This window comes from Butyrivibrio fibrisolvens (assembly GCF_037113525.1).
Taxonomy (GTDB): domain Bacteria; phylum Bacillota; class Clostridia; order Lachnospirales; family Lachnospiraceae; genus Butyrivibrio; species Butyrivibrio fibrisolvens.
Genome location: NZ_CP146963.1, coordinates 2714112 through 2737891, shown reverse-complemented (window position 1 = coordinate 2737891; position 23780 = coordinate 2714112). Strand labels below are relative to the sequence as shown.

Sequence of the window (23780 nt, the reverse complement as noted above, 5' to 3'; positions counted from 1 at the left end):
CTAACAATGAACGAAATATTGATTATTAGTTATCAATAACTTACACTAAATAATGGAAACTTTTTCTCTCAAATGCATTGTTGTGGTTGAAGGTGAGGAAACTATATGGGTAATAAAAGGATGCGTAAGTTATTGTCAATAACCATGTCTATGGTCATGGCGTGTTCTCTTACTACAGGCTGTGGCAAGTTGTTAACAAGAGGCGGTGGTGCAGATTCTGATGACACCAGCGTATCTGATTCCACTACAAAAGATTCTGAAGTTAATCTATCTGAAACCAATTCTATAGAATCTAAAGAAGTTCCAAAATCTGATGGAACCTCAGATTCTTCTGATAATACCCCGATTCTTTTACTTCATACAGATTCCGACTACGCTGTGAACAGCAAGAATAATCCGGCGATCCATGTTAATTATAATTATCTGACTCTGGACAAAGAATATGCCCAAAGCCATGAAGCTCTTGATAAAGCACTTGAGAGCGCAAACGAAGAGATATTAGCGCTTGAAAGCGAATGTTTTGACCAAGCTAAGGAAGATTTATCAGGAAGCGATGATTATACATTTGATGCTAATTACTATACATTCTTTAGAAGAGCTGATGGCAAATATCTGAGCCTTATAAATGAATGTTGTACTTTCGGTACATTTGACTTTGACTATTATTCATTCATAGCCCATTCTTACTACGTAGAAAGTGGTAAGGAGATAGAACTTTCTGATATTGTGGCAGATGAAGATGCTTTTTATACCATTCTATCTGAGAAGGTCAAAGCCGTCGTAGATGATGATCTTTATATTTATATGGGCGAATATTCAAACAAGGACGCAGAGGATTTTGTAAAAGAGATCAAAGATAGCCTTGAAGACGGCACATGTTCTTTTACCCTGGACCCTCAGGGCGTAACTTTCTGGTTTGATTCTAATGTATTTTCACCTATGTGCGCCAGCGCTACAGTTTTATTCTGTGAAGATGCAGACAATACTATTTTTAACGAAGAGTTTTCAAAAGATATACCTGATGAATGGGTCATGCAGATGCCTACAGGAGATCGGACCTATTTTGATGCAAATGGTGATGGAGAAGAAAATAGCGTAATAGCATCAGTTACATATGGTTTTAACACCGGCGGTGAGTACGAGTATTTGTACGTTTCAGGATTTCATTTGGCATACGAAGAAGACAGCAAGTCATATAGCCCTGAATATGAAGGCAGCGCTGGCGATTACAATTTTTTCCTATATCATAAGGGTGATAAAAATCTGATCATCGAAGACCATGACGAATTCGGTTATGGGGAGATGAGCTGTTATATTCTTGAAGATGGCAAGATAAAAGATGGTGATGGCATAAATGCAGGACTTGCCTATTCTTGGGATAATGCAGAGGATTCTGAGGATATTGCACCGGTATTTCTTCCTGTAAATATGAATAAAGTTTTAGTGATCGAGGAAGTCGGCGGCGAAGAAGGAGAGTCGATCGCTTGTTATCTAAGTGTTTCTGAAGATGGTAAGCTTACCCTTACTGAAATAGATGAAGATGGTGACGAAGATAGCGAAGAAGCGGATAATAAAGGCGGCAAGTCTGAAGATAAAGAAGTAGATGTAGCCTGGGCCGGTGAAGCAGTATACTATAATGATCAGATTCTTTTCAGACAGTATTCATCAGATGCATATAGATACAATGCCCTTTGGGGTGAGCTTTCAAATAGTGATATGCAGTATATAAAAGGAAATCTTTGCACTTTTGATCCTAATGCTCCCGAGAATGGGATTAAGACTATATGCGAAGATGACGGCTTTGGCGATATGTATCTGATCGATGGGCAGTACATATATTCTCAGAAAGAAACCGGGTATAGTAATAATAGCAGTGATATGCGAAGGGTATACAAGACGTCCTTGCCGGATGGTGAGCAGGAAGAAATATGCACAGGAGCTATAGAGGGATTTTCGCCCGATGGAAAGCATTTTACTGTTTATAATTATACTCTCGATCCATATACCCATAATTTTTACATCTTTAAGGCAGGCGATGTTGACGTAGATCATGCATCTTACCAAACTGAAAAGACCACTATTTATCTGACCATGGATAATGATAATGCATATCTTATGGAAAAAGAGGATGATGATAAATATATCATTTTGCAGATAAATAATGAAGGTGATATATACCGCCTTGCCGAGTGCGATTTTAGTGATATGGCGGAATATGGCACGGTGTATCCTGAATATACGAAAAAAGGGTACGTAGATAATGGAAAGTTACATCTGCAGTTTGATTTTTATGAAGGCACAGGACATTTCTATTATGCAAGTGCAAAGGTCACAGTGCCGATTTGTGAAGATGAGGGATCTTTTGACGATGTTTTGTATGAAGCTGAAATAGAAGACTTTAGCGCTGATGAAGATCCTCAAACGCTACTTCCTGATAAACTTGAAGATATAGCTTATGACTATCCTGAGCAGGAATCGGGAAGTGCTATCGCAAATGTCCTTCAGTATTATAAAGTATTTGATGAAGGAATATTCTATACCATGGCCCAGTGTCACAGAGAGCCGCTTGATGATGTGGGATGGAGAGAATCTTACATGCTTCTTAACTGTACCTATTATTTTCTTCCGGCGGGGGCAAAAGAAGCATCGTCCTTATTTACCTTATTTGAAGCTCCCGGGTCAAGGGGAGATCTATACCAATACGAATATTATGAGAGGCAGCCTACAGTGTATGCTTATGCGAGATTCTATGCTGATGAAGATGGTCATCTTGTAGGAGCCTTCTATGAGACTGTATATACAGGAGGACCTGAAACGCCTACCGAAACTTCTGATGTTTATTATATGGGTGAGTTTTCGGATGATTTTAAATTTGAACATCCAAAGGATGATTATACTATAGAAGATTTCGTGGTTGAAGATGCAAAGGCATTGGAAGACCTGATAAGAAGTGAGTATAGTAAGGAAGATATCATAATTGATGACGGCGTATTTGATGAAAACGGACATCTAGTATATGAATCGGATAGGGTTTTTACAAGCGACGAGTACGTATACATGTGCCACATATGCTTCGACGCAGACGGAAAAATAAACTATATCCGACCCGTCATTATGGAGTGAGGTTGTCGAGGGGATTCCTGCGGGCTGGCAGTTTATAAATGATTTTCGTGTCGTAAAAGAATTTTAGGTTTCAAGGCATGATATCTGGGATTTTATATTCTGGGATTCAAACTCGCTTCGCTCAAACATGTGAATCCCAAACAGAATATAAAATTCCATCTATCAAGCTCTTGAAACCACAAATTCTTTTAAAGACACGAAAATCATTTATAAACTGCCAGCCCGCAGGAATCCACAAGCGACAGTTAGTGTTATTACTTGCTTGAAGATTTATAAGCTTTTGAATTATAGATTTAAAAGTGCGGGAATAGAGCAAATTTACTTCGACTTTGTCGAAGGCGTTATTGTTAAACGATTCATTGGATTATGAGTTACGCAGTAAATGCGGATTTTGTGAAGAATTGAATCGGTGGGTAAATGATGAAATATCAAAGAGGAGGTTAAGTTTATTATGAAAAGAAAAATAGTTGCAGTTTTCATGTCTTGTGCCATGGGAATGACGCTTCTTACGGGATGCGGTGATATAGCTTCGGCATTTTCTTCAGATGATAAAGAAGATGTTGATGAGAATGCAGATGATGAGTCAGATAAAAAAGATTCGGATAAGGAGGCAAAAGATGGTAAAACTGATGATTCATCATCAAAAGCTTCTGATGAAAAAGAAGATGATTCAAAGGATAATGACAACTCTGACGCTGAAGGCTTAAAGGTACCTGAGTCTGAAGAGGAGCTCTTTGCCTTCATGGAGGGCGAGTGGGATTTTGTTAATCCGGTTACGTTGGAAGATTATGCTCATATGGAGATTGATAATAAGGGCTCTTTTGTCTATGGGTATACGGGGAGTAAAGAAAGCTGTACTGGGGAGTTTGTGGCTAATCATTTATATGTAGAAGAGGATGTGCCGCTGACGTTTACGGTGAATGTATCAGGGCTTGATGGGATGACATTTGAATATAGTGGCTATGTGGTAGAAGACGAGGATTCGTCTGATGGCAAGATCTATTATGGAAGCTGTGATGGCGAAGACTATATTTATATGGAGGAAACAGGGAACGGCGATACATTTGCGGGTAGCGTGCTGTTCCAGGATCCAAATACGGTAGATGGATCTTTTCATATGGGGGCCAATTCTTATATCATGCATAGAAAAAGCGATGCTGATACTACGGCAGAACTTAAGGACGGCGAGTTCTATGCATGGGTATGGAAGGCTGATGATAAGGGACTTTGGGCTCAGGAGATGAAGCCAATTACGTGGGATGATGAGAATGAGTATACAGGTAATCGCTATACAGCGGCTGCATTTATGCCTGAGGAAATGGGATCGGCTTACTATGAGTATTCAAAAGATATAGACAAAAAGCTTCTCTTAAACGGCCAGAGACTTGATATGGAAAACCCAAGGTACATGTGCCTTCTTAAGGTATCATCTGATGGTGTTATCGAGGATATTCAGGAAGTTGATGATGCCTTCTACGGAATGTATGATCTTGGCGATCTTGATGCTGAGATATCCTATGATGGAATGATATTTACCTACAACGGAATAGATTATGATATTGCGGAATATGGCGGCGGTCTTAAGATTTCAAATGTATACCATGCTTATGGCAAAGAGATCATAGAATGCTATGTAACTCATCATGAAAACGAATATCTTGTTTTTGACAAATTTTATGGAGAGATAGTTGGCGAACCTATTGTAGGAACGAATCTCATATGGCAGGGCGATGACTTTACAACTGCTATATATGTAAACGGAACTGAAGTAAGAGATATGTGCGGCGATCTTATGTTCTATATTGATTGCTGGGAGATCGAGAGCATTGAGTTTGCAGATGATGGCGAGAATGTAAAGTGCACATACATTATTTATGATGAAGATAAAGAGGACGAAGAAACCAAAGAAGAGACTTTTGAACTTCCCGAAAGGCGCGATGGTGCTATGAATGCATACTGCGATTATGCAAATTCGGGAAGGGCAAGTGATTACAGAAGATTCAGGGAATATGTACCGGATGATGCAACTTTCTTTGTAATAACAGATCCGCAGCTGTGGACAGAGAGGGTATTTTACTCGATGGGTGCACTTGAAGAGAACGCTGTCAATCATGTAATGGTAGTGGCTCTTTCGGATAATACATATTTTGAGATAAAAGATAAGGACGGTGAACTTCTGGCAAGTGATTATCTCGACAAGGGAAGATACGAGATGTATATTATGACGATCGCAGAAGGTGAGCCGCTCTACACTATCTACGTAACGACTTACGAGGATGGCAAAGAAGTAAATAGTGAGTGGGGCGTAACCATGATCAGCGGCGAAACATATCAGCACTGCTTGTTTGTGGAGTGAGCTGGCATAAAGTGTCGTGATAGGACGGAAGATGTCGTGATAGGACGGAAGATGCCGCTGATATAATCCTCGGGCTACCTTGCCATTCGTCGTAGGGGCTGTGGCAGTTCGCGCTGAAGTTGTTGAAAACGAGAAGTGGCTTAACGATTTAACATACGATGCCCCTGGGCACTCCTCATACGGAATACGCCCGAGGATTATATCAGCGGCATCTTCCTGGCCTGTGGCAAGGCTTCAGTATGTTAAGTGGTGATTTTATATGATTTGAACATGACAGTGCATTAAGCGAGGAAAAGGAAGCGTTTATTTAGGTAATAGTTTTTGTTAATGAAGGGGTAATGAGATGAAGAAAAAAAGTGAATTGATGAAAATGGTAGCAATAATTTCCTTCACGTCACTTGTGACTAATGCAGTTGCGTGTGGGAGTTCGCTGAATTTGAGTGATACGTCTAACGAGGAATCAGTTGAATCAGAAGAGGGAGATAGTGGCAAGAGCGGTGCTACTACCCAGCAGAAAAACAATAACAAAAATAATAGTTCTGATTCAGAAAGTAAAGATGAAGTATCCATAGAAGAGATCACAGAAAAGTTTATAGAAGAGGTGGCTTCAAGCGCGGAGAGTGATGAGGAGGAAGTCAGGTACTATCTTGTAGATGATTTTGATGATGACGGCGCGTATGAAGGTTTTATGTTTGTAGGCGGCGAAGAAGATCCTGACTGGGGATCTGGTGATGGTACGGTGTGGTTTGTTAATGAATCTGGATGTGAGAAGATTCATGATGAGTTTAGCTTTTTAGTTGGTGAGAACGAGAATATTTTTTCCATACTTCAGGAAGAGGATAGAAATTTCGTTGTCTTCAGAGATCTGTATGCAACAGCGGATGTATCAAATATCTATTATGTGGATGGTGAGAAGTGCATAGAATCAAGAGTATCGTATCTTGGATCATCTTATGTTGGCAAGGAAAAGGGTGATCTTAATATAACGGTTAGTGCTTATGACATGTACTGCGATTTTGAGGGCGACGCAGAAGAAGGTACATGGACCGGACATACCTGGAAGCCGTATTACTTTTATTACAGTAGTGAGACAGGTGACTTTGAAGAGTACGGAGCGGTTGAGATCAGTGAAGATGAGCTTTCAAAACTGATTGAGAATGACCCTATTATAGAAATCAAGGAAGAAGGATATGCCATTGACCAGATCATCAAGAGAGATAATGGGATAATCAATATCAATTATCACATGGAAACTGAAGGATCAGGAAGAAATTATGAATATAAAAATGCAACGTATGATCTAAATACAGGACTGTACGTTAACGTCTGGGGTGATGGCGAAGCGGGAGTGTTTGATTCTGACTACGGCGGAATCTATTATCTGCAGCTTCTTGATGATGAAGATGAAGATTCAGAGTCTGCATTAAGTGGTGATGCCCATACTTATGAAGAGAAGATATATGAGCTTAGATCTTCTGCCCCTGTGATTCCTGATAACGAAGATATTCTTAAGGAAATGGCAGAGTGCGTTACGTTTTCCTGTATTCTTGATTACGAAGGCATAACCTTTGCTGATATGGACAATAGTGATAAGGTATCTCTTCGCTACCACATTGTGGATTATGTAACCTGGGATCAGAAGGGTATCTATGAAGATGTCTGCGAGACTGTTAATGACAAAACGGCAATTCCTTTGGATATTGCATTGGATATATTCAAAGATTTCTATGGTGAAGAGAACTTTACTCCAGGCGAACATGAGGATGTAGACGATGAGTATTATTATCCTCTTTATGCTGATGGAGAACCCTGGGAACTTGTCGAGCATATGCAGTTTTTTGAAGATGATGACTATATCCTTTACACAGGCCCCGGATTTTATGAAAGTAATGGAGGCGATGAAGCTTTTGTAGGCTATGCGGATATTCTTTTTGCCAAGAATAAGGACAGCAGATTTGGCGTGACGGTTGTATTTGGATGGTATCGCGAAGATACAATAGATGTTTCTTCTGTAGAGGCGTCTTCGACACTTTCTTCGCAAGGCGGCAATGATTATTCCGCTGATAACCTTATCGACGGCGACTATACAACAATCTGGGCTGAAGGCGCAAAGGGTACAGGCGTAGGCGAGACTATTACAATCCATTTGGACAAAGAGCAGCTCGTATACGGCGTACTTATCTGCAACGGATATACTGCAAGCTACGAGCAGTACAATAATAACGGACGTCTGACTCAGGTAAGCGTTGATTTTGGCGGTGGAAACGTGGTTAAAGGTGACGTAGATGGCTATGGCTATGAGGGATTTAGTTCAGATAATCTTGCTGATAGTAACAGGACCAAGATCGAGCTTGATGAGCCTGTTATGACAGATACGATAGTTATTACGATCACAGGTGCAGAGAAAGGTGCCAAGTACGATGATACCTGCGTTAGCGAACTGCTGGTTTATTGAGTTAAATACCTGCGTGAATGAGCTGCGGGGTTATTGAGTAAATACCTGCGTGAGTGAACTGCTTGTTTGTTGAATAAATACCCTGGCGAGTGAACTATTGATTTTAGTTTAAAGAGGATAGCGATATGATACGTAAGTGTTTTAAGACAATGAGCATAGTTTCGGCAATTGCTCTGTCGTTTTCTGTGGCTGGTTGCGGCGATATTGCTCTTAGCAAAGAAACAGATGGAGATGAAAAAGATGATTCGACCGTAGCTGTAACAGATGAAGATACTGCTACAACAGATGCTGCATCAGATGAAAAATCTGATGACAGTACAACGGATAAGACGGCTGATGAAACAGCTGAAGAAGCAGATCTTGGCGCTCCTATATACTATAACTATCAGAATAATCCATATAGTTTTGTCGCTGATGATAAAGAGCTTGCTATTGGCAACTACTATACCATCGAACTTGAAGAAAGCGATAAGGAGAACTTCCCTGAGCTTCAGAACAGGCTTGATGAATTAAACGACGAAGCCCAAGAAGAGATAGTGACTTTTTTTACAGATAGTGAAGATGAGATTCAGGAGATGATCAAGTCCGGATGGTTCCTTGCATATGAGCTTGATCATAACTATACTCCGGCCAGAGCTGACGGAAGAGTATTTTCATATTGTTTACTTGAGTATTTGTATCTTGCAGGTGCCCACGGCGTTACAAGCTATAAGACTTACAACATAGATCCTGTTACGGGAAAAGATATTTCTTTTTCTTCAGTAGTTGAGAATACTAAGGATCTTCCTGATATCATTGCGGACGAACTGCAGAAACAAAGCAAGGATCTGAAGGGCTATTTTGAATCATGCCCAAGTGATCTTCAAAATCTCAAAGACGGTATCCCAGGAAGACTTTCCAATGATGCAGAGAATCTGGCATGGACTTTAGATTATGACGGCATCACGATCTATTTTGAAGACTATGCAATGGGATCCTATGCTGCAGGCTCACAGTCAGTGAAGATAAGCTTTGCTGATTATCCGGATGTATTTACTGATACATATATCAATTATAGTGATAAAGATATTCCTGATATACAGACTTATGCAAAGGAACTTAAAGAAGCAGAAAGTACAGAAGTTGCAGCATCAAGTGATTTCCAGACAACATTTAAAGTTAGATACACTGTAACATCAGAAGATGTCTATGATTTTTCAGATACCAGGATCAATATCAATGAAGTTGACTGCGTAAGCACAGTAAATGGTGACGACGAAGGAACCAAGTGGCTCTATATAGACGAGGATACAGTATTTGATGAATCCTGTGAAATGGAGTATTTCGCATTCTATGAAGATGGAGATACGCCGCTTTCCTGGTTTAATAAGGTTAATGAACTAAGAGAAACTGATATTGACAGCTATACATCTATGGGACCAGCGCTGTTAGGAGTATTCGAGGTATCGATAAGCGGCGACCACATTGAAAGGATTTACGGTATCTACTGGTGGGACTAGTTTGAAAATATATAATTTTCAAACTACACAAAGTGGTGTCTAGGGCTCAACCACTTCACCAGGTGTATTAGATTTTGCAAGCAGGAGGGTTTGGGAGATGATATTGATTCCATAGTAGTTGTTGGAAGACAGGTTGGTAACAGCGTCATCTATGATGAAGAGGATCATATTGATGCGTTTACCTGCTATGAGAATGTACATAATACAGAAGAGCTTTTAGACTCAAATGATTTTTTTCGTCGCTAGGAATAGGGATCTTTGGTTTTGGCGCATCTATCGCTTTGATCGTAGGTGGAATCATAGTGGTGATCAAAGGGTTCAGATAACAAGAAGTTTTTATTATTTATAGAGATTTGATATAAAAAACATCGCGACTGTACGATATATATTTTGTTAAACGGGTTAATTATTTCTTTTTTATCCTTAAGGAGGGTAAAATTATGAAGAAACAAGTTTTAGCACTTATGTTTTGTGTCGTCTTAGCACTCACTGCTTGCGGCAAAACAGGCACAAACGATGCTTCTGCACAGGCTCCTAAGGAGGAGACAGTCGCAAAGACTGAAACTGTGAAAGAAGAGCCTGTTAAGGAAACAAAGAAGGAAGAAAAGAAGGTTGAAGAGAAGAAGGCTGAGGAGAAGGTCGAGGAAAAATCCGAAGACAAAGCTGAAGTCGCAGCATCATCCGAGTCTTCAAAAGACACCGAGAAAAAGGCTGAAGAGAAGTCTGAGACTGCAGCTGCAGAATCAACTACTCAGGAAATAACACAGGAGACCAACCAGGCTCAGAATACCGAGCAGGTTCAGATTACTGAGCAGACAGCTCAGACCGAAACTCCTCCTGCTACCCAGACTTATTCTACGGTTATCGAGCAATATATTGCTGATGGAGATTTTTCAGATTTCAGAGATTATGGTGCTGCTATTGGAGCTGATGCTACAAAGATTTCAGGAGATGAATGGAATATTGATTTCTATTTCAACGGATACATTGTGTCCCTTGGAACCAACCTTCAGGATCCTGAATATTCATATGTAGCTACTGGCACAATGAACGGCGACATGAAATATGCATGCATCTTTTCATATAAGAACGTTTCAACAGTTCCAGTTTCAGCCTCTGGTACATTTGTACCTGTAGACGCTTTAATGAAACTTGAGCAGACTATTAACTACATGAAACAGCATCCCGATGTTAATGCAAAACCTGACATTCCTGGTATGACCTGGTATTCATGGGCAGAACTTGTCGGATAATTAAAAATTCTTCAAATCAACCCGGCCCCCACTTTTATCACATCGTTATCTTCAAGGTCCAATATATCTGTGATACTATTCATGTATCCTTCTCCTTCGATATTTATTCCAAGAAACATCATAAGAGACGGAGGAAGTGTGGGGAACAATCCCTTCGTAAAAAGAACCAGGATTAGTTAGTTTCAATAACTAATTAATCCTGGCTTTGTTTATTATCACGATAGACCCTCAAACTATACCCTCAAAATGTTTGACCCTCAAAATCTTTGAATACCCTCCGAATTTCGAAGGCTGTCGCTTTGGTGCGGCAGCCTTTTTTAGCGCCTGCAATTGCGCCTGCCGAGCATATTAGGTATAATCGTTACTGTTTTAAGTCAGCAGGAGGCACTTTGCCACAGGCTGCACAGAATATGGATCGCATGATTCCTTCAAGATGATTTTTTACGGGGAGATTTTTAGTTTAGAAAATGAGTAACACGGAAGTTTTAAGTTTTAGTGGGAGAATCAGACGAAGTGATTTCTTCAAAGCAGTTCTTATCCTTGGGCTTATACAGGGAACAGCGTCTTTTGTCTTCCAAGGCGCCGGAACAGGATTCATTATCTTTATAAATCTTATATTTTCAATTATCACGCTTTCTTACCATGTTAGAAGATTACATGATATCGGAATGAAAGGAACTATAGCTATAATGCCTTTTATCGGTCTGTTTTTATTTATTCCAAGCAGTTACTGGGGAGGCTTCACCTTTTGGTTAATTCAGATTTACAGCGCCTGGTTTTTATATCTTGCTTTGCTTGATTCAGAGCCTTGTTCTAATGCTTATGGCGAAAGCCCAAAGCCCTTAGCTGATGATATGATAGTCTCTTCACAGATAAAAAACAGGCAGATGATATGGAAGGTACTTGCTATCGTCACTGTTTCTCTTACCATTTTTTCCAGCATATATGATTTCATCACTGGACGTCCAATGGGAAGAGCCTATGAATTTCAAACAGCTTTATACCCTTGGGGAGTGGCTATTCTTTTGGGGCTTATAATATTTGATAAAACCAAAAAGCAGATTCTTACGTATATATCTATAATTTACCAATTTGCACTAGAAATACCTCTTCATATATTTTTCTTGTGGTTTTATCCATGGAAGTATGACAATTACAACATTTTTAAACATATATCCATACAGGATTTTCTGATCAGTATAGTCGGGCGATTCTACACTGTCATAATCTTCATTCTATTTCTGTATATTATGAAAAAGATAAAAGAAGAGAAGGAATTAAGTCCGGTATTTTTCATGCTTCCTTCGGTGATTTCTTATGTGTGGGGGCTTTTCTTTGAAATATACAAAAATGGACTGGAATGTTTTGCGGAAGGAACTGGAATAGAAGGTTTTAACCGGGGGTGGCAGTCATTCCTATTTACCGGAGGTTTTAAATTTACATTTACTATTGCAATGATCTGCATTTATAACCGCATGAAGATGAGATTTCTTCAAAATCAAATTAAATAAAAAACAGGTGTATCACTGCAATATGCGCTCTATTAACTGAACGATTCAGTATATAGAGGCAACTTACAGTGGTACACCTGTTTTTGGTTTGTCTTTATTTTTTAATTAGTGCGTGCTCAACAATTAATAACCCTTGATATTGCTGAATTTAGATGCCGATCCGTCCAAGTGGGGAGTTTTTAGCAAATTATATTTTCTTTCATAAAATTTTTTATTGTTGCTGTCGATAAGTTTTATTGAGAGTGTGTTGTCTTTTTGAACACTCTTACCTTTGTTCACTTGATTCTGGCATAGGTTTATTATCAGAACAATCCAATTAAATAATAATGCTTTGGATGCTGGAGGATATTGTCTATGAGCACAAATTCTAATGGAAAAGCTTCTTTGAAACCAACTAAAAGCGTAAGCGGCAAACTTATGATGGTCGTGATACCGATCATTGCAGTTGTTATCGTAGGAGTTATTGCACTTATTACGATCAACGCAAGGAGTATCATAACAGTTCAGGCTAGCAACAGACTTATAGAAGAGTCAAGAGCTAATGCCAATTCTATCGGAGTAGAGATTACAGAGCTGGTAAAATATGCTGAATCTGTTGGTGATTCGTTGCAGGTTGCTGATATTGATTCTAATGATGATATCATGGCCTTTATGGAGATAGTAATAGCTAACAATGAGAATGCATCAGATGCATATTTTGCCATAGGAAGTGATACCTTTATAGACGGATCAGGGTGGGTTCCGGAAGATGATTATGATCCTACAACAAGAGCCTGGTACCAAAGAGGTATATCAAGTGACTCAGTTCAGATTGGAACACCTTCACTGGATCTTACAACAGGTCAGATGGCAGTGGTTCTGTCTAGAAAAGTTACGCTTGCAGATGGGAGAGAAGGTGTATTGGCTGTAGACATGCTTATAAGCAGTATAGCAACTCAAGTTAGTGAATATAAGCCGCTTGAAACAGGCGGAAGTATGATGCTTGACGGCGATATGATAATTTCATACTTCACTTCAGATTTTAATGGAACCAGTGTAACTGAGCATTCAGACGATACCTTCCTGACACAGGCTTATGAATATGCTCAGACAGGTTCTGAAGAATTTACATTGATAAAATCATATACTGGTGATACATATGGTGTTGTTGTTTCCAAGGTACCTGGCACTTCCTGGTCACTTATATCTTCTGTGTTAGAATCTGATGTATTTGCAGAGCTCAATAAATTCATATATCTTGTTGCTGCAGTTGCTGTTGTAGTTATATTGGGAATCGCAGCTATAATGTTCACTCTTATCAATTCTATAGTTGCAAAGCCTGTTAAGAGACTTACAGGTGATATTGCCAAGATCGCAGAGGGCGACTTTAGAGTTGATATTAAGACAGGTGGCAATGACGAGATTGGTAAGATGAACAATGACATGAGTGAATTTGTCGTTAATATGAGAAATACACTCGGAGATATTCAAAATGAGGTTAACAAACTCGCAGGCGAAGCATCTTCCAGTAAAGATGCATCTTATAAGCTCACCAATGAAGCCACTGAACAGGCTCACGGTATGCAGCAGATCAAGGATGCCATGAGCGGCATGGCTGATGCTGTTACAGAACTTGCCAATAATGCAACAGAGCTTGCAACAGAAGTATCAGATCTTACAGAGAAGGGGCAGGCTGCCAATGGTACTGTTACCGACCTTGTAGAAAAAGCTAAGAATGGTAAAGAAGATATGGAAGCTGTTCAGAAGGGTATGAGTAATATCTCAGCTTCCATGACAGATATGAATGAGGTAGTAGAAGTAGTAAGAGATTCTGCACAGAAGATCAATTCTATTATTGAGATGATCACATCAATTGCAGAACAGACCAATCTATTGTCACTTAATGCTTCCATAGAAGCTGCACGTGCAGGAGAGGCCGGCAAGGGATTTGCTGTTGTTGCTACAGAGATTGGTAGCCTTGCTACAGATTCTGCTGATTCTACAACGCAGATCGCTAAGATACTTGAGGAGATCACTCAGCAGATCAATTCATTGTCAGAGAAGTCTCAGATCAATATGCAGGAAATCGATACTAATGTTGAGGCTGTATCCAAAGCCGGTAACACATTTGCGGAGATATTCCAGAGCCTTGATGAGACAAGCGCTACTGTAAATGAGATGATCGATAAGATCGGCAAGGTTGATACCATAGCTACGTCAATGGCAGCAATTTCGGAGGAGCAGTCAGCTAGTACACAGGAAGTAAGTGCAACAGCTGAGAATCTTGCAGAAAGCGCTCAGGCAGTATCAGAAAGCAGTAAAGGCGTTGATGAAAGTGCAAGTACTGTTACAGAATCAGCCAACTCTATCGAAGGCTATGTCAAGAAATTTGTAATAGGATAAAAAATATTGCGGCAGTAGCGATCAAATTCGCTATTGCCGCTTTTTTTATTACTTGTATAATTATGAAGTAACTTATTTCTCAAAATGGTAATGATAAGATATTAGTGTATGAAGAAAAGCTTGAAGAAAGAAGGCAGGAAATAGGCCTTACTGATGAAATCTATGAGTTCGGCAGTGAATACCTGCCGGAAGATGAATAAAAGGGTAATCAAATAAAGGATAATCAAACTTTTTGAGGGTCTGGCATGAAATATACAGATGATAATAATTGGAATAGTGATTGCTATAGTAATATGGATAATAACGATACTAATGTAAATGATACAAATGACATAAATAGCAATGGCAATGCGAGAAAAGTACTGCTATTAGTTGGAGACGTAATACATGCTCCATTAATAGGGGGAGTAATAGGATTATTATTTAAAATAGTTTTCTTTATAATCGGCTTGTTAATAGGAACCGGAGATATTATTATCGCGTTTGAGGCATCAAGAAATGCCGGCTTTATTGTAATTGGTCTTCTAACTTTCATCCTTGCAGGCATGTTCCTTACTAACGGCAAGAAAAAAGAAGAAGCAGTAAATCCGGCCTTTAAAAGATATTTTGCAATACTAGGTTATAAAAGCGCTTTGCTTCTCATAATATTAGGCGTCATCATCGTATCTTTTGCGTTTGATTACTTATTATTCCACTGATAAATCTTCTGATTAACCTTCAGTTATACTTACAATCCATTAGCCCTACTGACTGATCATTAGCGTATTGCTACATTGATTCAAACTTCACGCTTGGTGATACTGCGCCGTCCAAGTGATAAGCCCAAATAAATGATATTTGAGCAAATACTTTCTGCTAGTAAAATAAGTGCCACTCCTTGAGGGGGCGCCGATGCAGGAAGTTTATAAAGCATTTTCGCGTTCTTTTGAAGGTGTTATAAAATTCAGGAGTATGATAGATGGAGTATTATATTCTGCATAGGGGCCGCATGTTTGAGCGAAGCGAGTTTCGGCCCCTAGAATATAATGCTCCAGATATCATGCCCTGAATTTATAACACCTTCAAGACGCGAAAATGCTTTATAAACTTACTGTATCAGCACCCCCTCAAGGAGTGGCACTTATTTTACTAGCGCGGCTTTGAGTTATTTGGTAGTACCGCCCTCAACGAAGCTTACGGGAAGGCATACAAGCGGAGGCTTGATGCTCATACTGTCCTGTAATAACAGTTCTACGCACATCTCTGCGATCTTGTCAGTGGGCTGAGCTATAGAAGAGCAGGTGTAGTCCTTGTTGCCATGAATCCTGACACCGTCAAAACCAATGATCTGCACATCTTCCGGGACCCTGATATCAAGCCCCTTTAGGAATTTTACAACATCATAAACTATAGCATCTGTAACGCAGAACATACCATCAAAATCAAGCTTACCATTATGAATATGACTCTTTAAGAATTTGAGGAATTCCTCGTCACTGTCTGCATCGTCTATTATCTTCATCTCATATTCGAGCCCCTTTAACATACAGCCGTTTTCAAAGCCGCCCCTTCTTTTATTAGGCTCATTATCAAGATTTGAGCCTTTTCGCAGGAAGGCCAGTTTTTTGCACCCTTTACTTGCCAGCATCTCGGCAGCAAGGTGACCACCGGCGAAGTTGTCACTGGCTACGCATGGGATGTTTGGAGCTATGATTCTATCGATAGATACAAAAGGAACATCATCCGGTATCTGAAGATTCGGATTATAAGTAAGTGCTATGATCCCGTCTACCTTATTCTGAAGGACCATATCTATATAGTCTTGTTCATGGCTTCTGTCATAGTCAGAACAGCTTAGAAGCATCCTGTAATTACGTTTTTGAAGTTCGATATTAATATAATGTGCCAGGTCACCGAAAAATGGAGTATAGGTGTTTGGAAGAAGGACCGCTACAGTATAAGTCTTGCTGGCCTTAAGTCCTTGCGCATAACTGTTTACATGATAGTCGAGCTTTTTGATGGCTGCATTGACTTTCCTTACATATTCTTCACCTGTTGGCTTACCGTTTATGACCTTGGATACTGTTCCAAGTGATACACCGGCTTCTTTGGCGACATCTTTTATAGTAGGTATATTTCTCTTTTTGTTCATGAAATCCTCCGAGCCTGTTTAGTGGCGGCGATCTAATGTCAGGTGCACAGATCCCGCACAATTACTGGGCTTGATAGTTATACTAGATGATTGTTTGAATGGGGTAAATATATCTTTGTTTATTATGGTTCATGAAATAATATAGCATATAATGAAATGAATTACAAATTTCATGAAACGTTTCGTAGTTGTCTTTTTTTACAAAATTTACATTTTATAATCTACAAAAGCGACAAAATTAACAACCATTTGGCGAAAACTATTGACGTGTATAACACAAATGGAGTATACCATAATTACATCAAAAAACGTTTCACGTAAAAAACGTTTCATAGACAGATCGGCAGATCCGGTATTTTATCTTGTATAAAATAATCTGACCAGGATATTGCTTATCAAAAGTAATTCTATGATACCTGGGTAATTGCTATTAGGGAGGTTGTATGAAAGAAAAAGTAGCAGTTGATTTTCGTAGCAAGCTAAATTATATAAAGCGCCATTGGCAGTTATATGTATTTTTTATGATGCCGGCCTTTGTACTGACTATCATCTTCAAATATATTCCTATGGGCGGAATCATGATTGCCTTTACGGAATATAACCCATTTAGAGGTATATGGGGAAGTGAGTGGGTTGGATTTGCTCATTTTAACAGATTCTTATCATCCCCCGATTTTATGACATATCTGATCAATACATTAAAACTAAGTGTGTATGGACTTTTATGGGGATTCCCGGTTCCTATTATACTTGCACTTCTTCTTAACAGGATCACGAGTGTCAGGATGAAGAAGAACATACAGCTTGTTCTGTATATGCCTAACTTCGTATCAGTTATCGTACTGTGCGGTATCGTTCGTATACTTCTGTCAATAACAGGTCCTGTGAATCTGTTCTTCCATTCAAGCATTAACTTCATGACAATGCCTGAAGCATTCAGAACTATTTACATTGCAAGTGGTATCTGGCAGGGAGCAGGATGGGCATCCATCATGTACACAGCAGCACTTTCCAATGCAAGTCAGGATCTTAGAGAGGCTGCCAAGATAGACGGTGCCAATATCCTTCAGCAGATCAAGGTTGTTGAGTGGCCTGCCATTAAGGATATAGTTCTTATCCAGTTCATCATGAGCGTTGGTAATATCATGAGTATCGGATTTGAGAAGGCTTATGCTCTTCAGACTGATCTTAACCTTGCTTCATCTGAGATTATTTCTACATATGTATATAAGAAAGGTCTTCTTGACGGAGATTATGGTTTTTCTACTGCAGTAGGTCTTTTCAATACTGTAATAAATATTATTCTTCTTATTTCAATGAATCAGGTTGTTAAGAAGATGAATGAAGGAAGGGGAATCTAATATGAGCACAGTAAGAGCACAGCTTAAAAAGAAAAGCGAATTTGCAAGATATTCAGGCGCAGATAAGTCTTTACTTATAACAGGATATGCCCTGCTTGCACTTTTCCTTGTAGCGATAATCCTTCCTATCATATACATAATCGTAGCATCCTTTATGGATCCTATAACCCTTCAGAACAAGGGTATAACCTTTGAGTTCGACAAGTGGACTCTGACAGCATATGAAAGAGTATTGAGCAATAACCAGATCTGGGTAGGTTTTAAGAATGCAGTTATTTATTCTGTACTGTTTTCAGCGCTGTCTGTATTCATAACACTGCTTGCGGCATATCCTATGTCAAGACCTGATTTTGTGGGAAAAAAGTTCTTCAATACTATTTTCATCATAACTATGTTTTTTGGTGGAGGTCTTATTCCTACATACCTTCTTATAAGTGATCTTGGACTTCTTGATACTATGTGGGCTGTTATACTTCCCGGATCATTCAATGTATGGAACATGATAGTAGCAAGAACATATTTCCAGAACGTGCCTGCAGAACTTAGAGAGGCTGCAGAAGTTGATGGAGCATCTGATCTTACATACTTCTTCAAGATACTCCTTCCTGTATGTGTGCCGATCATTGCAACACTTGCCCTTTGGCAGTTTGTAGGAATGTGGAACAGCTATTTCGATGCCATGATCTATATCAATGACGCTGCTAAGCAGCCACTTCAGCTTGTACTTAGATCTATTCTCATTCAGAACCAGCCTGAATCGGGAATGATCTCAGATATGCAGAGTACTGCAGCAAGAGCACAGCTCGCTGAGCTTCTAAAGTACTCAACAATTATTGTTTCCAGTCTGCCACTTATTGTCATGTACCCGTTCTTCCAGAAGTATTTTGAAAACGGAATCATGGCAGGTGCAGTAAAAGGATAATAGCAAAAAAGGAGAGGGAAAATGAGAAAGAGTAATGCAAAAAGAGTTATTGCTACGGCGCTGACTATGTGTATGGCATTTGGCGCCAGCGCATGCGGCAAATCCGGTGCGCAGGTAGGTGGAGGAGAGTTCCAGCAGGTTGATGCTTCTGAGCTTACATTCCCACTTGCCGAGAAGACTACACTTACAGGTACTATCAGCTATCCTGCAAACACAGAGTCTGATCCTAACAACAGAACTATTTTCAAGCGTCTTCAGGAGCAGACCAATGTAGAGATTCAGTGGACAGCAATTCAGTCTGATCAGTGGGGCGATAAGATCACACTTGAGATGTCCAATGTTAAGACTCTTACAGATTTCGTATTCTCAGCAGGTTTTAGTGACAGTGACCTTCTTAAGTATGCTAAGCAGGGGGCTATCATATCCTTAGAGGACTATATCGATGCTTACATGCCTAACCTTAAGGCTGTATTTGATAAGTATCCTGAGTACCGCGCTATGTGCGAAGATGAGAACGGTCATATCTGGGCACTTCCATGGATCGAGCAGCTTGGATCTGAGAAGACAGCTATCCAGACTGTTGGTGATATGAGCTTTATCAACAAAAAGTGGCTTGATTTCCTTGGACTTGAGATGCCTACAACAGTAGACGAGTTCGAACAGGTACTTATCGCATTCAGAGACAATGCAGATGCTATTCAGAAGGAATTTAACATTGACGGAAGCATCATTCCTATGTCTTGTATCGTTAATGATGGTGACCAGGATCCTGCAATCCTTATCAATGGTTTTGGCGAAGGCTATGGTGATGCCGATAGAGGCCGTCACATTGCAGTTACAGATGATCTTAAAGTAATCTGCTCATCAACACAGATGGGTTACAAAGATGGTATTGCATGGCTTCATAAGTTATATGATGAAGGCCTTATCGATTCAGAAGCATTCACTCAGGAATGGTCAACATATGTATCTAAGGGTAAATCCGGAAGATACGGTGTATGCTTTAGCTGGGACGTTGCTAATATCGACAACCTTGAAGACTGGGTACCACTTCCGGCTCTTACAGCTGATACCAGAAACATCACTCCTCAGAACGGTTCATTCACAAGTGGTTTTGACAGAGGCAGATGCGTAGTTACATCCGTTGCTAAGAATCCTGCACTTGTATGTGCTTGGCTTGATCTTATGTATGATCCATTCCAGTCTCCACAGAACAACTGGGGTACTTATGGTGAAGAAGATGAGTTCGATATCTTCGAACTTGGAACTAACGACAATGGCGAGCAGATGCTCAAGCACGCACCTCTTGGTGATGCATCTCCTGTAGAAGTAAGAGAAGCTGAGTGCGTTGGCGGACCTCTTGCAATCCTTGATGAGTATTATGGTGTATATGTAACATGTCCTGATGATGCTCAGTACAGACTTGACTGGATCAAGGATATCTACACACCTGATATGAACACTAAGTATGTATATCCTAACGTATTCATGTCTGAAGCTGATACCAAGAAGCTTTCTGATCTTTCTGCTGATGTTACAAAGTGCATCAACAGCCACAAAGCTGACTGGATCATGAACGGATTTACAGATGCTGATTGGGATGCTTATATCGAAGAGCTTAACTCTTATGGACTTGAAGAGTACCTTTCAATCTATCAGAAGTATCTTGATGCATTCTATGCAGAATAATATGACGTAAGGGGCAAAAGTCATTTCGATTAAACTTGCCCGAAATCAAATATGAATTAGAATAGGTAGATTGCGGGCTTCGCGATAGTGCGAAGCCCCAAATACTGTTAGATGTTTTTTTGAAGCTGTCCAGGCTTTTTTATTTATCAATATCAGATATATCAAAACACGAAAAATGTTTGAACAAGTAATAAAGGGAATATATATGGAAGATATACTTAACAAAGCACGCGAATATGAAAAAGAAAACGAAAGTAAAATGGAAGGTTTAAGACCTTCATTTCACTTAACACCAAGAGTTGGTTGGATGAATGATCCCAATGGCTTTTGCTACTACAAGGGTCAATATCATATGTTCTACCAGTATCATCCTTATGATAATCACTGGGGTCCTATGCACTGGGGACATGCTGTAAGCAGTGACCTGCTTCATTGGGAATATCTTCCTGTAGTTCTTGCTCCGGACATGGAGTATGATAAGAGAGGATGCTTTTCCGGAAGTGCAATTGAACTTTCTGATGGTCGTCATCTCATTATGTACACCGGTGTTTCAGAAACTGTCGATGAAAATGGCAACAAGACAGAATGCCAGACTCAGTGCGTTGCAGTTGGTGACGGTGTAAATTATGTCAAATACGAAAATAATCCGGTCCTCACATCAGATGATGTACCAGAGGGCGGTAGTCATATAGATTTTAGAGATCCAAGGCTTTTTGAAGGCAAGGATGGCCTTATCTATTGCCTTGTTGGTAACAGAAGCAGTGATACAAGCGGCCAGATGCTTCTTTATAAGAGCGCAGACGGCTTTAAATGGGAATTTGTACGTATCATAGCACAGAATAGAAATTCATTTGGTAAGATGTGGGAATGCCCGGATTTCTTCTGCCAGGATGGAAAATGGGTTCTTCTTACAAGCCCTCAGGATATGGAAGCTATTCCAGGCAGATACAATAGCGGCAATGGAACTTTATGCCTTATTGGTAACTGGGATGGAGAAGACAGCGATTTCGAGGTTGAGAATAACCAGTGCATAGATAATGGTATCGATTATTATGCACCTCAGACTATCACATTAGCTGATGGCAGACGTATCATGATAGGCTGGATGCAGAACTGGGATACCTGCAACAACTATACTCCCTCTGATCTGTGGTGCGGACAGATGTCTATCCCAAGAGAAGTTACTGTAAGAGATGGAAGACTCTATCAGGTTCCTGCTAAAGAGATAGAGAGTCTTAGAGGTGATCTTATCTCTGTACTTAACATGAAGCTTAACGGAGAGTATAGCGCTGAGATCTTAAATGGAAGAAAACTCGATCTTACTGTTAAAGTAAGACCTTCAGAAGGCAAGGTATATGACAATTTTGAAGTCAGATTCTTCCAGAAAGATAACAACTATGCGTTTGTAAAGTACAACACACATGAGTCTATGGTGACACTTAGCCGTGAATTTACAGGAGTAAGAAGAGCTATCGTTAATAAGACAAGCTGCAGTGTAGATAATAAGGGCGGAGAGATAGAACTTCGAATTATCTTGGATAAGTACAGTGCAGAAGTATTTATAAATGGCGGCAAGTATGCTATGACTATAGATGTATACAATGATCAGTCATTTGATGGCATCAGTTTTGTATCTGATGGTGAGGCTCTTATCGATATAGAAAAGTATAGCCTTGATAAATAAACAATCCGTTAGTCATAAGGTGTCAAAAGGAACTTTTGACACCTGCCTCATCTGATATGTTGTACATAATCATCTGTAAATAGACGATTATGTTTGGGTTGATCATTTTTAAATAAAAAAACGATTTTACGAATATGGGTTGTTAATTTGGCCGATAGAAAGGATAGTTATGGAGAAGGTAGATGTAGTAGCGTTAGGAGAATTACTTATAGATTTTACAGAAAATGGAATAAGCGCTCATGGTAATCCTATTATGGAAGCTAATCCCGGCGGAGCTGTATGTAATGTTCTGTCTATGCTTTCAGGCCTTTCTAAATCTACAGCATATATTGGTAAGGTGGGAAAAGACATATTTGGAAAACAGCTCACAGAAGCTATAAGGAGCGTTGGCATTGACGATTCCGGCCTTGTTGTTGATGACAATGTTAATACAACACTTGCCTTCGTTCATACCTACGAGGATGGAGACAGAGATTTCTCTTTTTACAGAAATCCCGGAGCTGATATGATGCTTACAGTAGATGAGCTCAATCTCGACCTTGTGAGAAATTGCAGGATCTTCCACTACGGAAGTCTGTCTATGACCAGCAAGTGCTGCGAAGAAGCTACATTTAAGGCTATAGAAGTAGCTAAAGAAAGTGGCGCTATCATAAGCTTTGATCCAAATCTTCGTGAACCCTTGTGGGATAGCCTTGATCATGCCAAGGAAGAGATATCTAAAGGCATGAAGCAGTGCGATATCTTAAAGATCTCTGACAACGAGATCATATGGTTTACAGGCAAAGAGGACTTTGATGAAGGCGTAGAAGAACTTAGAAAGCAGTTTAATCCTAAGCTTATCACAGTCACTATGGGCAAAGACGGAAGCAGAGCTTATTATGGGGATAAGATTGTATCAGTACCTGGTTTTGTTAATGAGAATACTATCGAAACTACAGGAGCAGGCGATACCTTTGGAGCATGTGTGCTCAATTATATCCTCGAGCAGGGACTTGATGGTCTTACAGAAGATGATCTTAAAGAGATGCTGACATTTGCCAATGCTGCAGCATCTATAATAACCACCAGAAAAGGCGCACTTAAGGTCATGCCTTCAAGAGAAGAGGTAGAAAAGCTTTTGCGTTCTTAACACAAAAACCGCTCCTTTACGGCAGTGTTCATAAGACAGTAACGCAAAATGAACACTGTCGCGGTGGATTGGCAAAAAAGAAGAAGTCTGAAAGGAACATTCCTTCCAGACTTTTTTTCTTATTAAAATAATGAGATGGTTTATGCTTTTACATCCACCTCGTTGCCTATTATCTTGGCAATAGACGTAATAGACGTTATTTTGTATAATATAACATGATTTATTGTATGCTTTAAGAGATATTGGTATGATCATCACATTGTCAACTGATAAGTAATTTTCGGC

Annotated in this window: 15 protein-coding genes; 14 read left to right on the top strand and 1 reads right to left on the bottom strand. The window is 39.7% G+C overall.

The annotated features are described in order from the left end of the window. Nucleotides 1-105 precede the first annotated feature (105 nt). From WAA20_RS11410 to WAA20_RS11370, 9 genes are all read left to right on the top strand, one after another. Nucleotides 106-3123 carry a hypothetical protein gene (locus WAA20_RS11410; protein WP_073385972.1) on the top strand — a complete coding sequence of 1006 codons (3018 nt, stop codon included), beginning with the start codon at nucleotides 106-108 and terminating at the stop codon, nucleotides 3121-3123. A 451-nt stretch (nucleotides 3124-3574) separates the two neighbouring features. After that, on the top strand, nucleotides 3575-5479 hold the full coding sequence (locus WAA20_RS11405; RefSeq protein ID WP_073385973.1) for a hypothetical protein: 1905 nt from the start codon (nucleotides 3575-3577) through the stop codon (nucleotides 5477-5479). A 343-nt stretch (nucleotides 5480-5822) separates the two neighbouring features. Then, complete coding sequence (locus WAA20_RS11400; RefSeq protein WP_139263638.1) at nucleotides 5823-7934, top strand: discoidin domain-containing protein; 2112 nt, start codon at nucleotides 5823-5825, stop codon at nucleotides 7932-7934. Between the two features lie 125 nt (nucleotides 7935-8059). Beyond that, complete coding sequence (locus WAA20_RS11395; RefSeq protein WP_073385975.1) at nucleotides 8060-9433, top strand: DUF3298 and DUF4163 domain-containing protein; 1374 nt, start codon at nucleotides 8060-8062, stop codon at nucleotides 9431-9433. Between the two features lie 90 nt (nucleotides 9434-9523). Next, nucleotides 9524-9679, top strand: a complete 156-nt coding sequence (locus WAA20_RS11390; RefSeq protein ID WP_167562669.1) for a hypothetical protein — start codon at nucleotides 9524-9526, stop codon at nucleotides 9677-9679. 194 nt (nucleotides 9680-9873) lie between these two features. Beyond that, nucleotides 9874-10686 carry a hypothetical protein gene (locus WAA20_RS11385; RefSeq protein ID WP_073385976.1) on the top strand — a complete coding sequence of 271 codons (813 nt, stop codon included), beginning with the start codon at nucleotides 9874-9876 and terminating at the stop codon, nucleotides 10684-10686. Nucleotides 10687-11153: 467 nt separating this feature from the next. After that, on the top strand, nucleotides 11154-12197 hold the full coding sequence (locus WAA20_RS11380; RefSeq protein WP_073385977.1) for a DUF805 domain-containing protein: 1044 nt from the start codon (nucleotides 11154-11156) through the stop codon (nucleotides 12195-12197). Between the two features lie 354 nt (nucleotides 12198-12551). Then, the gene (locus WAA20_RS11375; protein ID WP_073385978.1) at nucleotides 12552-14579 is read left to right on the top strand and encodes a methyl-accepting chemotaxis protein; all 2028 of its coding nucleotides are present in this window, start codon (nucleotides 12552-12554) and stop codon (nucleotides 14577-14579) included. A 245-nt stretch (nucleotides 14580-14824) separates the two neighbouring features. After that, nucleotides 14825-15277, top strand: a complete 453-nt coding sequence (locus WAA20_RS11370; protein WP_073385980.1) for a hypothetical protein — start codon at nucleotides 14825-14827, stop codon at nucleotides 15275-15277. Between the two features lie 446 nt (nucleotides 15278-15723). Here the strand turns inward: WAA20_RS11370 and WAA20_RS11365 are convergent, their stop codons facing one another. After that, the gene (locus WAA20_RS11365) at nucleotides 15724-16710 is read right to left on the bottom strand and encodes a LacI family DNA-binding transcriptional regulator (RefSeq protein WP_073385982.1); all 987 of its coding nucleotides are present in this window, start codon (nucleotides 16708-16710) and stop codon (nucleotides 15724-15726) included. A 443-nt stretch (nucleotides 16711-17153) separates the two neighbouring features. Here WAA20_RS11365 and WAA20_RS11360 point away from each other — a divergent pair, with 443 nt between their 5' ends. The 5 genes from WAA20_RS11360 (at nucleotide 17154) to WAA20_RS11340 (ending at nucleotide 23495) form a co-directional block, all read left to right on the top strand. After that, nucleotides 17154-18071 (top strand): sugar ABC transporter permease, encoded by a 918-nt coding sequence (locus WAA20_RS11360; RefSeq protein WP_027216865.1) that lies wholly within the window; start codon nucleotides 17154-17156, stop codon nucleotides 18069-18071. Nucleotide 18072: 1 nt separating this feature from the next. Further along, nucleotides 18073-18993, top strand: coding sequence for a carbohydrate ABC transporter permease (locus WAA20_RS11355; protein WP_073385983.1), 921 nt, complete (start codon nucleotides 18073-18075; stop codon nucleotides 18991-18993). A 21-nt stretch (nucleotides 18994-19014) separates the two neighbouring features. Then, nucleotides 19015-20682, top strand: coding sequence for an extracellular solute-binding protein (locus tag WAA20_RS11350; protein WP_073385985.1), 1668 nt, complete (start codon nucleotides 19015-19017; stop codon nucleotides 20680-20682). 205 nt (nucleotides 20683-20887) lie between these two features. Next, nucleotides 20888-22366 (top strand): glycoside hydrolase family 32 protein, encoded by a 1479-nt coding sequence (locus WAA20_RS11345; protein ID WP_073385986.1) that lies wholly within the window; start codon nucleotides 20888-20890, stop codon nucleotides 22364-22366. A 169-nt stretch (nucleotides 22367-22535) separates the two neighbouring features. Beyond that, the gene (locus WAA20_RS11340) at nucleotides 22536-23495 is read left to right on the top strand and encodes a PfkB family carbohydrate kinase (protein WP_073385988.1); all 960 of its coding nucleotides are present in this window, start codon (nucleotides 22536-22538) and stop codon (nucleotides 23493-23495) included. Nucleotides 23496-23780 lie beyond the last annotated feature (285 nt).

Excerpts from the sequence above, each read along its gene's own strand:
- WAA20_RS11410 (WP_073385972.1), top strand. The coding sequence starts at position 106 with ATGGGTAATAAAAGGATGCGTAAGTTATTGTCAATAACCATGTCTATG.
- WAA20_RS11405 (WP_073385973.1), top strand. The coding sequence starts at position 3,575 with ATGAAAAGAAAAATAGTTGCAGTTTTCATGTCTTGTGCCATGGGAATG.
- WAA20_RS11400 (WP_139263638.1), top strand. The coding sequence starts at position 5,823 with ATGAAGAAAAAAAGTGAATTGATGAAAATGGTAGCAATAATTTCCTTC.
- WAA20_RS11395 (WP_073385975.1), top strand. The coding sequence starts at position 8,060 with ATGATACGTAAGTGTTTTAAGACAATGAGCATAGTTTCGGCAATTGCT.
- WAA20_RS11385 (WP_073385976.1), top strand. The coding sequence starts at position 9,874 with ATGAAGAAACAAGTTTTAGCACTTATGTTTTGTGTCGTCTTAGCACTC.
- WAA20_RS11380 (WP_073385977.1), top strand. The coding sequence starts at position 11,154 with ATGAGTAACACGGAAGTTTTAAGTTTTAGTGGGAGAATCAGACGAAGT.
- WAA20_RS11375 (WP_073385978.1), top strand. The coding sequence starts at position 12,552 with ATGAGCACAAATTCTAATGGAAAAGCTTCTTTGAAACCAACTAAAAGC.
- WAA20_RS11370 (WP_073385980.1), top strand. The coding sequence starts at position 14,825 with ATGAAATATACAGATGATAATAATTGGAATAGTGATTGCTATAGTAAT.
- WAA20_RS11365 (WP_073385982.1), bottom strand. The coding sequence starts at position 16,710 with ATGAACAAAAAGAGAAATATACCTACTATAAAAGATGTCGCCAAAGAA.
- WAA20_RS11360 (WP_027216865.1), top strand. The coding sequence starts at position 17,154 with ATGAAAGAAAAAGTAGCAGTTGATTTTCGTAGCAAGCTAAATTATATA.
- WAA20_RS11355 (WP_073385983.1), top strand. The coding sequence starts at position 18,073 with ATGAGCACAGTAAGAGCACAGCTTAAAAAGAAAAGCGAATTTGCAAGA.
- WAA20_RS11350 (WP_073385985.1), top strand. The coding sequence starts at position 19,015 with ATGAGAAAGAGTAATGCAAAAAGAGTTATTGCTACGGCGCTGACTATG.
- WAA20_RS11345 (WP_073385986.1), top strand. The coding sequence starts at position 20,888 with ATGGAAGATATACTTAACAAAGCACGCGAATATGAAAAAGAAAACGAA.
- WAA20_RS11340 (WP_073385988.1), top strand. The coding sequence starts at position 22,536 with ATGGAGAAGGTAGATGTAGTAGCGTTAGGAGAATTACTTATAGATTTT.